Source organism: Mesorhizobium sp. C268A (assembly GCF_040324475.1).
GTDB lineage: Bacteria > Pseudomonadota > Alphaproteobacteria > Rhizobiales > Rhizobiaceae > Mesorhizobium.
Window position 1 is genome coordinate 4,302,131 of the sequence record NZ_JAMYVX010000001.1, and the last position, 13,175, is coordinate 4,315,305.

General features: G+C 62.4%; 15 protein-coding genes. 9 read left to right on the plus strand and 6 right to left on the minus strand.

The features are described from left to right. Positions 1-116 precede the first annotated feature (116 nt). Genes NKL06_RS20985 through NKL06_RS20995 form a run of 3 tightly spaced genes read right to left on the minus strand, consistent with a single transcriptional unit; the run spans position 117 to position 2,599 of the window. Positions 117-533, minus strand: coding sequence for a cupin domain-containing protein (locus tag NKL06_RS20985; protein WP_023669853.1), 417 nt, complete (start codon positions 531-533; stop codon positions 117-119). A 4-nt stretch (positions 534-537) separates the two neighbouring features. Then, the gene (locus tag NKL06_RS20990; protein ID WP_023692028.1) at positions 538-1,392 is read right to left on the minus strand and encodes a phosphoenolpyruvate hydrolase family protein; all 855 of its coding nucleotides are present in this window, start codon (positions 1,390-1,392) and stop codon (positions 538-540) included. Positions 1,393-1,402: 10 nt separating this feature from the next. Beyond that, entirely contained in the window at positions 1,403-2,599 is a 1,197-nt protein-coding gene (locus NKL06_RS20995; RefSeq protein ID WP_023692027.1) for a Tm-1-like ATP-binding domain-containing protein, read from the minus strand. Positions 2,600-2,710: 111 nt separating this feature from the next. Here NKL06_RS20995 and NKL06_RS21000 point away from each other — a divergent pair, with 111 nt between their 5' ends. From NKL06_RS21000 to NKL06_RS21030, 7 genes are all read left to right on the plus strand, one after another. Beyond that, complete coding sequence (locus tag NKL06_RS21000) at positions 2,711-3,394, plus strand: TetR/AcrR family transcriptional regulator (protein ID WP_023692026.1); 684 nt, start codon at positions 2,711-2,713, stop codon at positions 3,392-3,394. A gap of 359 nt (positions 3,395-3,753) precedes the next feature. After that, a complete protein-coding gene (locus NKL06_RS21005) occupies positions 3,754-5,070 on the plus strand; it encodes an ABC transporter substrate-binding protein (RefSeq protein ID WP_023669849.1) in 1,317 nt (438 codons plus the stop codon). Positions 5,071-5,138: 68 nt separating this feature from the next. Continuing rightward, positions 5,139-6,044 (plus strand): carbohydrate ABC transporter permease, encoded by a 906-nt coding sequence (locus NKL06_RS21010; RefSeq protein ID WP_023692024.1) that lies wholly within the window; start codon positions 5,139-5,141, stop codon positions 6,042-6,044. Between the two features lies 1 nt (position 6,045). Continuing rightward, positions 6,046-7,005, plus strand: coding sequence for a carbohydrate ABC transporter permease (locus NKL06_RS21015; protein WP_023682998.1), 960 nt, complete (start codon positions 6,046-6,048; stop codon positions 7,003-7,005). Next, positions 7,002-7,223 (plus strand): hypothetical protein, encoded by a 222-nt coding sequence (locus NKL06_RS21020; protein WP_023669846.1) that lies wholly within the window; start codon positions 7,002-7,004, stop codon positions 7,221-7,223. Before NKL06_RS21015 ends, NKL06_RS21020 begins: the two co-directional genes overlap by 4 nt. Beyond that, a complete protein-coding gene (locus NKL06_RS21025; RefSeq protein WP_023692023.1) occupies positions 7,220-8,323 on the plus strand; it encodes an ABC transporter ATP-binding protein in 1,104 nt (367 codons plus the stop codon). The genes NKL06_RS21020 and NKL06_RS21025 overlap by 4 nt, the downstream gene beginning before the upstream one ends. After that, positions 8,323-9,408 carry an ABC transporter ATP-binding protein gene (locus NKL06_RS21030; RefSeq protein WP_023669844.1) on the plus strand — a complete coding sequence of 362 codons (1,086 nt, stop codon included), beginning with the start codon at positions 8,323-8,325 and terminating at the stop codon, positions 9,406-9,408. Before NKL06_RS21025 ends, NKL06_RS21030 begins: the two co-directional genes overlap by 1 nt. A gap of 38 nt (positions 9,409-9,446) precedes the next feature. On the opposite strand, the gene NKL06_RS21035 is transcribed toward NKL06_RS21030, so the two are convergent. After that, positions 9,447-10,025: a TetR/AcrR family transcriptional regulator gene (locus NKL06_RS21035; RefSeq protein WP_023692022.1), complete on the minus strand. Its 579-nt coding sequence runs from the start codon at positions 10,023-10,025 to the stop codon at positions 9,447-9,449. Between the two features lie 95 nt (positions 10,026-10,120). On the opposite strand from NKL06_RS21035, the gene NKL06_RS21040 reads away from it, so the two are divergent. After that, complete coding sequence (locus NKL06_RS21040; protein WP_023692021.1) at positions 10,121-11,029, plus strand: SDR family oxidoreductase; 909 nt, start codon at positions 10,121-10,123, stop codon at positions 11,027-11,029. A gap of 2 nt (positions 11,030-11,031) precedes the next feature. On the opposite strand, the gene NKL06_RS21045 is transcribed toward NKL06_RS21040, so the two are convergent. Further along, entirely contained in the window at positions 11,032-11,379 is a 348-nt protein-coding gene (locus tag NKL06_RS21045) for a GFA family protein (protein WP_023692020.1), read from the minus strand. Positions 11,380-11,495: 116 nt separating this feature from the next. Between NKL06_RS21045 and NKL06_RS21050 the strand changes: the two genes are divergently transcribed. Then, positions 11,496-12,791, plus strand: a complete 1,296-nt coding sequence (locus tag NKL06_RS21050) for an amidase (protein WP_023692019.1) — start codon at positions 11,496-11,498, stop codon at positions 12,789-12,791. Positions 12,792-12,813: 22 nt separating this feature from the next. On the opposite strand, the gene NKL06_RS21055 is transcribed toward NKL06_RS21050, so the two are convergent. After that, positions 12,814-13,155: a hypothetical protein gene (locus tag NKL06_RS21055; RefSeq protein WP_245260934.1), complete on the minus strand. Its 342-nt coding sequence runs from the start codon at positions 13,153-13,155 to the stop codon at positions 12,814-12,816. Positions 13,156-13,175 lie beyond the last annotated feature (20 nt).

The window sequence follows — 13,175 nt, forward strand, 5'->3', positions numbered from 1 at the left end:
GGCTATCCGACCTCTCCCCGAGGGGAGAGGAGTTTGCGCCGGCGCTGGCTTCTGCCTCTTCTCCCCCTCGGGGAGAAGGTGGCCGCGAAGCGGCCGGATGAAGGGGGCCTTCGCGATTACTTCCCCGCCGGGATCAGCCTGAAATCCGGCAGCTCCCGCAGCACCAGTTCCGGTCCGGCCGGCGAATAGACGACGAAGAGCTGCATCGGCCCATCGCCGGTATTCAGCGTCGAATGGAAACGGCTTTCCGGCACATAGATGGTGCAGCCGGGGCCGACCTTGGCGACGACCGGATTGCCCTCCTCGTCCTCGACCATCTGCTCGCCATTGCCTGAGATGACGAAGATGATCTCTTCCGCGCCGGGATGGTTGTGGCGCGTATGGCCCTTGCCTGAGGGCAGGTCGACGACACCGCCGGAAAAGCGCTCAGCGCCATTCACTTCAGGCGCCACCGTCAGCGACAGCTTGCCCCAGTCAAAGCCGAAGGCGCTCACGTCCTTCGGGTATACGAACACCTTGCTCTTGTCGGTCATGATCTCATCCCTTCTTTTTCTTCTGGTCGTGCGGCGTGACGGCCTTGAAATCCGCCGTCTGCCTGGCGATCGCGGCTTCAGCCGGCAGCCGTTCCATCGAACTCGCGCCATAAAAGCCATGCAGGCCCTTGCAGCGGTCGAGAATGTATCTCGCGTCGTCCGGCATCGAGATCGGCCCGCCATGGCAAAGCAGGATGACATCCTTGCGCGCCGAGCGCGCCGCGTTGGCGATGACGTCGATCTCGACCACGCAGTCGTCGAGCGACTTGGCCGACTTGGCTCCGATCGAGCCGCCGGTCGTCACCCCCATATGGGCAACGACGATGTCGGCGCCGGCTTTTGTCATGGCGCGCGCCTCGTCGGGGTTGAAGACATAGGGCGTGGTCAGAAGATCGAGCTTGTGCGCCTCGGCGATCATGTCGACCTCCAGCCCGAAGCCCATGCCGGTTTCCTCAAAACTCTGGCGCATGCTGCCATCGAACAGGCCGATGGTCGGGAAATTCTGCACGCCTGAAAAGCCCATCGTCTTCAGCTCGGCAAGCAGCAACGGCATGATGACGAAGGGATCGGTGCCGTTGACACCGGCCAGCACCGGCGTCTTTTTGACCACCGGCAGCACCTCATAGGCCATTTCCTTGACGATCTCATTGGCGTTGCCATAGGCGAGCAGGCCGGCAGCCGAGCCGCGCCCGGCCATGCGGTAGCGGCCGGAATTGTAGATGATGATGAGGTCGATGCCGCCGGCTTCCTCGGCCTTGGCCGACAGGCCGGTGCCGGCGCCGCCCCCAACGATGGGCACGCCGTCGGCGATCATCGCCTTGAACTTCTTCAATATGTCTTTGCGCGGTATTGCGGGCATTTGTTGGCTCTCACTGTCTGGCGATGTCGAGGAAGGCCGCGGTTGCGGCTTTGGCAAATTCCGGATCGTTGATGTGCAACGGCAGGCGTGTGACCCGGCGTGTGGCGCTCGGCCTGATGGTGCGCTCGATGGCACCGAACAGCACGGCGTCGGCTTCGGCGTCGAAGAAGGCGCCGCCCTCGATGTCGAGTGCCGAGACACCTTTTTCGGGGATCAGGAAATGCACAGGGCCCTCGCAGCGAGCGAGCCTGGTGCCGATCCACTCGCCTATACCGCGGCATTCATCCGCCGTGGTGCGCATAAGCGTGACGTTGGTATTGTGCTCGTAAAACAGCCGGCCCCTAAACTTCTCGGGAATGGTCGGCGGCGCCCAGATATTGACCATGTCCAGCGCGCCGACCGAGCCTACATAGGGCAGCTTGGTGCGGGCGATGGCGCCGAAGCGGTCCTCCGTCGCCGGCAGCACGCCGCCGAACAACAGGTCGCAGACTTCCGTCGTGGTGATGTCGATGACGCCGGCGAGCAGCCCTGAATCGGCGAGCTTCTCCATCGAGCGGCCGCCGGTGCCGGTGGCATGGAAGACCATGCAGTCATAGTTGGCGCGCAACTGATCCGCGATGGCGGTCACGCAAGGCGTGGTGACGCCGAACATGGTGAGCCCGAGTGCCGGCTTGCCGGTGGCAGTCGGCGCCGGCTTGGCAGCCATGCCGGCGATCGCTTGCGCCGCGTTGTGCAGCACCGTGCGGGAGAGCCGGTTCAGTCCCGCCATATCGGTGACCGATGGCATCATGATGATGTCGGAGACGTCGACATAGGGCGCGGTGTCGCCGGAGGCGAGCGTCGAGACCATGATCTTGGGCAGCCCAAGCGGCAGCGCGCGCATGCCGGCAGTGATGATCGACGTGCCGCCGCCGCCGCCAATGCCGATCACGCCTGATATGTCGTCGCGCGACTGAATGAAACTGGTGAAGGCGGCGCCCATGCCGGCCACTGCCGTGCCGCGATCATCGATGCCGAGCACGCCACTGGCTCCATCCGGATGATGCGCCGCGACCTCGCTGGCCGGGATATCGACCGGCACGGTGGCGCCGCGCGTTCCGATGTCGACGCGGGCAACCGAACTGCCGGTGGCGGCAATAGCATCCGCCAGGAAGGCAAGTTCCTCGCCCTTGGTGTCGGCTGTGCCCACCACGTAGATGCGCTTCATCGCGTTTCTCCCGTCACCGGCCGACCGGCGCCGGGCCGCCTGTCGCCCTTTGCCGGCCTTTCGGTGGGCAAAGGTCATTGCAATTTTTTGAGACGCGCGTATCGTATTGACATGGAAGTCTCACGTCAACAAGCCGCTGGGAACGACGACGCCAACGAGGCTGCCGAACGCGGCCCGCGGGCCCGCACAAAACGGCTGATGCTGGAGACGGCGACGCGGCTGATGCAGGCGGGCGTCACCCCGTCTGTCAGCGAAGTCGCGGAGGCGGCGCAAGTGTCGCGCGCCACCGCCTATCGCTATTTCCCCAGCCAGGCAGCCCTGGTGCAGGCGGTGGTTGATGAGGGGCTTGGGCCGATCCTGACCTGGCAATCGACGTCCACCGATGCCGGGCGGCGCGTTGCCGAATTGTTCGACACCGCCATGCCGCGCATCGAAGCTTTCGAGGCAACTTTCAAGGCAGCGCTGAAACTGTCGCTCGACCAGTGGGCGCAGCGGCAGGCGGGCACGCTGGGCGGCGAGCCGCAATTCACGCGCGGACATCGCGTCCAGCTGCTGAAGGATGCCATCGCACCGCTCAAGGGCCGGCTGCCGCCGCGCGAGTTCAAGCGCCTGGCGCAGGCGCTGTCGATGATGTTCGGCGTCGAAGTGCTGATCGTGCTGAAGGATATATGGGGGCTCGATAGCCGCGGCATGCGGTCGGTCGCGCAATGGGCGGCGGGCGCCCTTGTGCGCGCCGCGGTGGCGGAATCAACGGCTGAAATCGATGCGGCCACGACAGCGGCATTGGCGAAATAGCGCCAATCTGGTTCGACCAGATTTGGATGCCCACTATTGATGTTAACCGGGATGGCAGTGCCGAAACAAGGCTCTCCTATATCAACGAGTAGGAAAATTCAGGGAAAACAGTCGGATACATGAAAAATCCGGTTATACAAGGTCCGGTGGTGATCCAAGAAAGAGCTTGACGGCTATCCAAAATTGGTAATACCAGATCAGGACAGAAAAAGCGGATCAAAAGTGAGAGCTGCGATCCATTTCCGGCAAAGCGAGGAGGCTTGGAACCGGAAAGGTGCGATCTCGGGAGGAACTACCAGGGCCGGCTTCACCGCCGGCTCGCATGACAAGGTAGAATGCGCACAAGGGAGGAAATCATTATGCGCAAGACAATGACCAGCCTGCTTGCTGGTATCGGCTTAGTACTTGCCTGCGGAACGTCCGTCTACGCGCAGGACAAGGAGCTCACCATCTTTTGGGCGGAATGGGATCCGGCCAATTATCTGCAGGAACTCGGCAACGAGTACGAGAAGGAAACCGGCGTCAAGATCACGGTGGAAACCACGCCCTGGTCCGACTTCCAGACCAAGGCTTTCACCGAGTTCAACGCCCATGGCGACGCCTATGATATGGTCGTCGGCGACTCGCAATGGCTCGGCGCCGGCTCGACCGGCGGCCACTATGTCGACCTGACCGACTTCTTCAACAAGCACAAGCTTGGCGAAGTGATGGCGCCGGCAACGGTGAAATATTACGCCGAATATCCGGGCGGCAGCAGCAAGTACTGGGCGATCCCGCTCGAAGGCGACGCTGTCGGCTGGTCCTATCGCAAGGACTGGTTCGAGGACCCGAAGGAAAAGGAAGCCTTCAAGGCCAAGTACGGCTACGATCTCGACGTGCCGAAGGATTTCAAGGCGCTGCGCGACATCGCGGAGTTCTTCTATCGGCCGGATCAGAAGCGATACGGCATCGCCATCTACACCGACAATTCCTATGACGCGATGGCGATGGGCTTCGAAAACGCGCTGTTCTCCTTCGGCGGCGAACTGGGTGACTACAAGACCTACAAGGTCGACGGCTTCATCAACTCCGACAAGGCAATCGCCGCACTCGACGCCTACAAGGAACTCTACACGTTCACGCCTCCGGGCTGGGCCAAGTCGTTCTTCGTCGAGGACAACCAGGCGATCACCGAAAACCTGGCCGCGATGAGCATGAACTACTTCGCGTTCTTCCCCTCGCTGATCAACGAGGCGTCGAACCCGAACGCCAAGAACACCGGCTTCTTCGCCAATCCTCCAGGCCCGAACGGCGATCAGTTCGCCGCACTCGGCGGTCAGGGCATCTCCATCGTCTCCTACTCCAAGAAGCAGGAAGAGGCGACGAAGTTCCTTGAATGGTTCATCAAGGACGAGACCCAGAAGAAGTGGGCAGCGCTCGGCGGCTACACCTGCAGCGCCGCCGTGCTCAAGTCGGAGGAATTCCAGAACGCCACGCCGTACAACAAGGCCTTCTACGAGACCATGTTCAAGGTGAAGGACTTCTGGGCGGTGCCGGAATATGCCGAACTGCTGCAGCAGCTCAACCAGCGCGTCTATCCCTACATGATCGGCGGCGAAGGCACCGCCAAGGAAACGCTGGACGCGCTCGCAGGCGACTGGAACGCGACGTTCAAGAAATACGGCCGCGGCCAATAAGCAGCTTTTCTCGCGGAGGAGGCATCCGTGCCTCCTCCGTTCTTTTTTTCCGAAACGGGAGCAGGGTCTTGGCGACCACGATGATCACCACGCTGGACACTTCCTCGCGGGCCGCTGCACGCGGCTTGAGCGACATGTCGATCCGCAACCTCTTCATAATCCCGACGATCCTGTTCCTGATCGTCTTCAACATTTTCCCGCTGATCTATTCGCTGGGCTATTCCTTCACCGATTTCCGCGCGTCGACCAACGCGCTGGCAAATTTCGTCGGGCTGCAGAATTATCGCGACCTGCTCAACGATCCCTATGTCTGGTCCAACTTCGCCATCACCGCGAAGTACGTCATCATCTCGGTCGCGGGTCAGCTGCTCGTCGGCTTCGGCGTGGCCATGCTGCTCAACCGGGATATTCCCCTCAAGGGTCTCATCACAACGCTGCTGCTGCTGCCGATGATGCTGTCGATGGCCGTCGTCGGTCTGTTCTGGAAACTGCTCTATGATCCGTCATGGGGGGTCATCAACTATGCGCTTGGCCTCGGCAATTTCGAGTGGCTGGCGGATCCCAAGATGGCGCTCTATGCGGTTGCGCTGACCGACATCTGGATGTGGTCGCCCTTCGTCATGCTTTTGTCGCTGGCCGGCCTTTCGGCGGTGCCGAAGCATCTCTACGAAGCAGCGGCGATCGACCGCGCCGGACCGTTCTACACCTTCTTCCGCATCACGCTGCCGCTGGTCGCGCCGATCCTGATGATCGCGGTCATCTTCCGCACCATGGAAGCGTTCAAGACCTTCGACCTCGCCTATATCCTGACCAGCCAGCCGACGGCCGAGCTGATCTCTATCCGGCTGTACAAGATGGCGTTCCAGGAATGGCAGACCGGGCGCTCCTGCGCACTCGCCTACATCGTGCTGATCATGGTGCTGGCCATCACCAACATCTACGTCAAGTACCTCAACAAGGTGAAGGAGCGCTGAGATGGCCGCCGTCCGCACTTCTTCCGAAATAGGCTTCAATCGCGTCGCCATCGTCGCCGTCCTTTTGGTGACGATCATCTTCCTGGCGCCGATCTACTGGATCGCCTCGACGGCGTTCAAGCCGCGCAACCTTGCCACGACCATCCCGCCGACGGTGGTGTTCCAGCCCGAGATATCGCCGTTCGTCAAGCTGTTCACCAAGCGTTCGCAGATGCGCAACCCGCCGTCGCCGGAAGAGTATGCGGCGGCACCCTGGTGGGAACGTGTCGTGTTCGACGGCGGTGAAAAGATCGTGCGCGACGGCAAGGGCCAGGTGCAATGGTCCGGCTATCCGAGCCGCTTCATGAACTCGCTGATCATTGCCATCACCTCGACGGTGCTGGCTGTCGGCATGGGTACCTTCACCGCCTACGGCTTCTCGCGCTTCAAGGTGAAGGGGGAGGCGGATCTGCTCTTCTTCATCCTGTCGACGCGCATGCTGCCGCCGGTGGTGGTGGCGATCCCGATGTTCCTGATGTACCGGGCCGTCGGCCTCAACGATTCCCATATCGGGCTGATCATCCTTTATACCGCCTTCAACCTGTCCTTTTCGGTGTGGCTGATGAAGGGGTTCATGGACGAGATCCCGAAGGAGTATGAAGAGGCAGCGCTGGTCGACGGCTACACCCGCATGGAAGCCTTCTTCAAGATCGTGCTGCCGGAGGCCGCCACCGGCATCGCCGCGACCGCGGTTTTCTGCTTCATCACGGCGTGGAACGAGTATGCTTTCGCGCTGATCATGACCAACCGCCGCGCCCAGACGGCGCCGCCCTTCATCCCCAGCCAGGTCGGCGCCGGCCTGCCCGACTGGACGGTGATCGCCGCCGGAACCTTCCTGTTCCTGCTGCCGGTCGCAATCTTCACCTTCCTGCTCCGCAACCATTTGCTGCGCGGCATGTCCTTCGGAGCGATCCGCAAATGAGCTTTCGAGCCATCAACCAGAAATATCTCGAACCGGGGTCTCAGGTGCTGATGGTCCTCGGCATCATCGCGCTTTGCCAGCCGTGGAACCTGCTGCTGCACAGCTATGGCGTGACCATCATCCTGATCGGCCTGATCGGCTTCAACATCACCTCGAAGATCGCGCCGGCGGAGAAGGCCGGTACCGGCCAGGTGCGCAATCCGGGAGCAGAGCATTGACCCAGATTGAGCTTCGCGGCGTCCAGAAATTCTTCGGTGCGGTCCAGGTCATCAAGGACCTCAACCTCAAGATCGACGACAACGAGTTCATCGTGCTGCTCGGTCAGTCGGGTTGCGGCAAGACGACGACATTGAGGGCGGTTGCCGGGCTGGAGACGATCGACGGCGGTGACATCCTCATCGACGGCAAGCCGGTGCAACACCTCAAGGCCGCCGACCGCGACATAGCCATGGTGTTCCAGTCGTTCTCGCTCTACCCGCATATGAGCGTCTATGAGAACATTGCTTTTCCCTTGCGCGCGACGCGCAAGAGCAAGGCCGAGATCGATAGCGAGGTGCGCTCGGTCGCCAAGACGCTGCAGATCACGGAACTGCTGGCCAAGAAGCCGTCGGCGCTGTCGGGCGGCGACATGCAGCGTGTGGCCATCGGCCGGGCTCTGGTGCGGCGGCCGAAGGCGATGCTGATGGACGAGCCGATCGGCGCCCTCGACGCCAAGCTGCGCGAAGAGATGCGGGCCGAGATCAAGCGGCTGCACATCAAACAGGGCTCGACCACCATCTATGTCACGCACGACCAGATCGAGGCGATGAGCCTCGCCGACCGCATCGTGATCATGCATGAGGGCGTGCTGCAGCAGGTCGGTTCGCCCGACGAGGTCTATTCGCATCCGGCCAATCTGTTCGTGGCGCAGTTCGTCGGCAGCCCGGTGATGAACGTCGCCGACGCGGCGATCGCCGAGACCGCTTCGGCGGCCTCGGTCACCCTCGGTGGCGCTGCCGCCGGCTTCGAATTCCCGCGCACGCTTTTGTCCAAGCTCAACGGCCATGCCGGCGGCCAGCTTGCGCTCGGCATCCGGCCGGAAGGCGTGCTGGTGCGCCATGAAGCGGCGGAGGGTTTCGTGCCGGTCGAGACACAGATCGTCGAGCCGCTCGGCTCGTTTGACATTGTCGATCTCAAGGTCGGCTCCAAGATGCTGCGCGCGCGCACCAAGAGCGGCTTCGTCGGCGGCCCGGGCGAAAAGGTTTTCGCCAGGATCGATCCGGCGCAGGCACATTTCTTCGACACGGCAAGCGGCAAGTCGCTTGAGGTGAGGCTCTGATGGCTCATATCCAGCTCAAGAATATTTCCAAGAGCTTCGGCAACCACACCGCACTGACCGGGCTCGATCTCGAGATCGCCGATGGCGAGTTCTTCGTGCTGCTCGGCGAGACCGGCGCCGGCAAGACGACGACGCTGCGCATGATCGCGGGTCTGGAAAAGCCGACCGAGGGTCAGGTGTTCATCGACGGCGTCGACGTCGCCGACTGGGGTGCGGCCGAGCGCGACGTGGCGCTGGTGCTTCAGCAATATTCGCTCTATCCGCGCTATACGGTCCGCGAAAATCTCGAATTCCCGCTGAAGCCGAAGATACGTCGGCTGCCGGATGCCGAGATCAAGGACCGTGTTGCACGAGCGGCCAAGACACTGCGGATCGAGCATCTGCTCGACCGCAAGACCGACCGCCTTTCAGGCGGCGAAATGCAGCGCGTCTCTATCGGGCGCGCCATCGTGCGCAAGCCGCGCGTGTTCCTGATGGACGAACCGCTGTCGGCGCTCGACGCCAAACTGCGCGAGGCGCTGCGCACGGAACTGAAGAACCTGCAGATCCAGCTTGGCGCCACCTTTCTGTTCGTCACCCACGACCAGATCGAGGCGATGTCGATGGGCGACAAAGTGGGCGTGCTCAACCATGGCCGCATCATCCAGACCGGCACGCCGCACGAGATCTATAACAATCCGCGCGATACCTATGTGGCGAGCTTCGTCGGCTCGCCGCCGATGAACCTGATCGATGGCAAGCTGGTCAACGGCCGCGCGGTGATGGCGCCGCTGAATTTCGAACTGCCTTTCTCTGGGGGTGCCAAGGCGGGCGGTGCGACCGACGGTCGCCCGCTCGTCTTCGGTATTCGACCTGAGGATGTGTATCTTGAAAGCGGTGCGCCGGTCGAGGCACGCGTCCACGATGTTGAGAACCATGGCGTGGAAAAGATCCTGACTCTGCGGGTCGGCGACACGACGCTACGCGCCACGGTGCCGGCCAGAACCGATGTCCAGATCGAGCAGCCGGTGCGCTTTGCCTGGAATCAGGACAAGGTGGTGCTGTTCGACAAGGGCAGCGGCGTGAGCTTGCGGCACGCCAGCTAATTTAGACTACATCCACTCCCAGCTTGCGCAGCGGCCCATCACGGTTTTCGGGCCGCTGTTTTGGTGATGGCTGCAACGAAGCACTTGAGGCTTTCCTCGACATAGGTGGCCACCTCGATCGTCGGGTCAAAACTCCACCACAGCAGTGAGCCCTGCCAATGCGATGCCATCAGCAGGCCGATGTCGCGCGGGGTGTCGGGCGTTCCGGCCAAGCAAGCCGCAAGGGCCTCGCTCAGGAACGCTTTCCAGGCGGCGCCTCGCGCCCTGAGCACGGGGTCGCGCAGATCCTCGCGCAGGACGAGCAGGCCCTCGGCGTAGGCTTCGATGCCGCCGTAGCCCTGCGACAGCCCCACCAGCAATTCGATCGCGCCGGCCGGCGTTTTGGGAACGGTGGCTGCGAGTTCCCTCGTCTTGGCATCGAGGCCATCCCACGCTTGCAGCAAGGTGCGCTGCTTCAGCTGCGCCTTGTTGCCGAAACGCTGCACCAGTGTTGCGCCAGAGAGGCCGCACGCCTTTGCCAGCCGCTCGAAGGTGAGCGCCTCGGGTCCATGTTCGTGAATCAATCCCAACGCGGCTTCCAGCACCTGCTCGTCGGATTTGGTTTTTGGTCGCGTCACCTTGACATCTCAATATAACCGAATAATCATTTATATATAATGCGAGCGGCGTAAGCCAGATCGGTTTGGTCGATAGATTCGGTTGGGAGACTACCATGACGTTGCAAGGAAAGGTCGCCCTGGTCGCCGGCGCCACGCGTGGTGCCGGGCGGGGGATCGCGGTTGAACTCGGCGCCGCCGGCGCCACCGTCTATGTCACCGGGCGCACCACACGCAGCCAGCAATCCGACTATGCCCGGCCCGAAACCATCGAGGAGACGGCGGAGCTGGTTTGTTCGCATAGCGGCAAGGGCATTGCCGTGCAAGTCGATCATATGGTGACTGATGATGTGCGCAGTCTGGTCGAGCGCATCCGGGCCGAACAGGGTCGGCTCGACATTCTGGTCAACGATATCTGGGGCGGCGAAAAGCTGTTCGAGTGGAATAAGCCGGTCTGGGACCACAATCTGGAAAACGGCCTGCGCCTGTTGCGGCTCGGCATCGACACGCATCTGATCACCGCGCATCATGCGCTGCCGCTGATGATCGAGCGGCCGGGCGGGCTGCTGGTCGAGGTCACTGACGGCACCGCCGAGTACAATGCCGATCACTATCGGCTGTCGCCGTTCTACGATCTCGCCAAGGTCGCGGTGAACCGCATGGCATGGGCACACGCCAAAGATCTTGCTGCGCATGGCGCCACCTCGGTGTCGCTGACGCCCGGATGGCTGCGTTCCGAAATGATGCTGGAGGCGTTTGGCGTCACCGAAGACAATTGGCGCGACGCCACCGCCAACGTGCCGCATTTCGTCATTTCCGAAACGCCGCGCTTTGTCGGCCGCGCGGTCGCGTCGCTTGCGGCGGATCCGGATCGTGCGCGCTGGAACGGCCAGTCGCTGTCCAGCGGTGGGTTGGCGCAGATTTATGGTTTTACCGATCTCGACGGCTCACGCCCGGACGCCTGGCGCTATGTTCCGGAGGTACAGGACGCCGGCAAACCTGCCGATGCCGCGGGTTACCGGTAAGCTTAGACCGAGCGGCCATCGAAGTCGAAAATCGACAGACCGACAGCATCAATATCCGCAACGCAGTTAAGGTTGACGTAGGCGCTGCGTTCGTTGCCCTGACTGACATCCTCGGCGAAGGGATGGATGCCGCAGGTCCGGCAGAAGCGATGCGCCAATACGTGATTGTTGAACGTATAGGTGCCGAGATCATCGCCCCATGCGAGCACCTTCAGGCTGTCATGCGGGATGGCGCATAACAGCACGCCCTTGCGCCTGCACATCGAACAATTGCACCGCACGGCGCCGGTCAGTTCGGCTTTGAATTCGAACGCTACCTTGCCGCAGTGGCAGCTGCCTTTGTACAGCATCAGTCTCTTCCTATCGCTGGCAGGTGCAAAGGCACGCTGTCCGGGCTATTCCTTCCGCTGACCTAGCGGCCCATATGCCTTAAAGACGCTCCACCTTGACGGAATCCGACATCGACATGCAATCAATCCGCGATCGTCTCGAGATCATCCTGTCACGTCTTGCCAGTTGCGCGGCAGGCGAGAAGGTGTTCACCAAACTCTATGCCGAGGCGGCGCGCGCAGCGGCCGAGGCCACCGATGCGCGCAAGAAGGCCGGCGTATCGCTCGGGCCGCTCGACGGCACCATCGTGTCGATCAAGGATCTGTTCGATGTCGCCGGCGAGCCGACCACGGCCGGGTCGCTGATGCTGAGGGACACCGCGCCCCGTCGGCACGACGCTGCGGTCGTCAGCCGTCTGCGCCAGGCCGGCGCCGTCATCATCGGCAAAACCAACATGACCGAATTCGCCTTCACCGCTATCGGCGACAACATGCACTACGGCACACCGGGCAATGCCGCCGACACCAGCCGCATTCCAGGCGGTTCGTCGTCGGGCGCCGCCGTGTCCGTTGGCGAGGGGACGAGCGACATTTCCATCGGCTCCGACACCGGCGGTTCGGTGCGCATCCCGGCATCGCTGAACGGCGTCGTCGGTTTCAAGCCGACGGCGCGGCGCGTGCCGCTGACTGGTGCCTATCCCCTTTCCGCGACGCTGGATTCGATCGGGCCGCTGGCGCTGAGTGTTGCTGCGTGTGCCCTGGCTGACGCCGCGATGACGGGCGAGCAGATGCCGCAACTGCCCCTGCCGTTAGCGCTTGCCGGGCTTCGTGTCGGCATTCCGCGCGGCCTGCTTTTCGAAGACACGGAAACGGAGATTGCCGCCGCGTTCGATCGCAGCCTTGCCGGGATCGAGCAGGCAGGCGCGTGGCTCACGGACATTTCGATCGACGACCTCATTGCCGATCTGCGCCTGGCCACCAAACGCGGCTCGATCGCGGCCATGGAAGGTTCTGAAATCCATGCCGACTGGCTGGCGACGGGCGCATCGGTGCCGGTCGATCCCCATGTCAGCGGGCCGCTGTCGCGGGCGGCGGCCATACCGACGCCGGTTTATATCAGGGCAATGCGTCGTCGCGCGGCACTGTGCATAGCCATGGACGAGCGGTTGGGTTCGGTCGATGTGCTAGCTCTGCCGACCACGCCGGTGACAGCGCCGACTATCGTTTCGATGGCCGAGGATACGGCTCTGCGTGAACGCACCGAAGGTCTGCTGCTGCGCAATACCCAGGTCGCCAACCAGTTCGACCTCTGCGCGATCTCGCTGCCGATGCCCGGCATGACGCTGCCGGCCGGACTGATGCTGGTGGCGCGCAATGGCCACGACCACCATCTGCTGCGCATCGCGGCTGAAGTCGAGCGGCTGCTCCGATAGGCAGCGAGCCGTAGGTCGGCAGTCAACGTGCCGCGCAGCGCTTGCGCTCGCTTTTCTTGGAGGAGCGTTCGATTTTGGTAACGACCAGCATCGGCGGATCGTTCGGCTGGCCGCGATGCTGGATCGATCCTCGGACGACGAGTTTTCCAGCATAAAGCTTGTCGGAGAGGTCAGGTGCCGATCTGTCCAGCGGCGGCAATTCCGTAGTGTTGAGCTCCACGCCTTTAACGACATTGCCGGTGGTCAGATCCAGCGCATTGCCTGACGGGCAGGGCGCCATCATGCAGACGATCCCATTGCTGCAATAGACATAATCGCTGCTTTGTGCCGCCGCGAGCGAAGGTAAGGCCACGATCGACGACACTGCGAGAACCAGAGATGCGA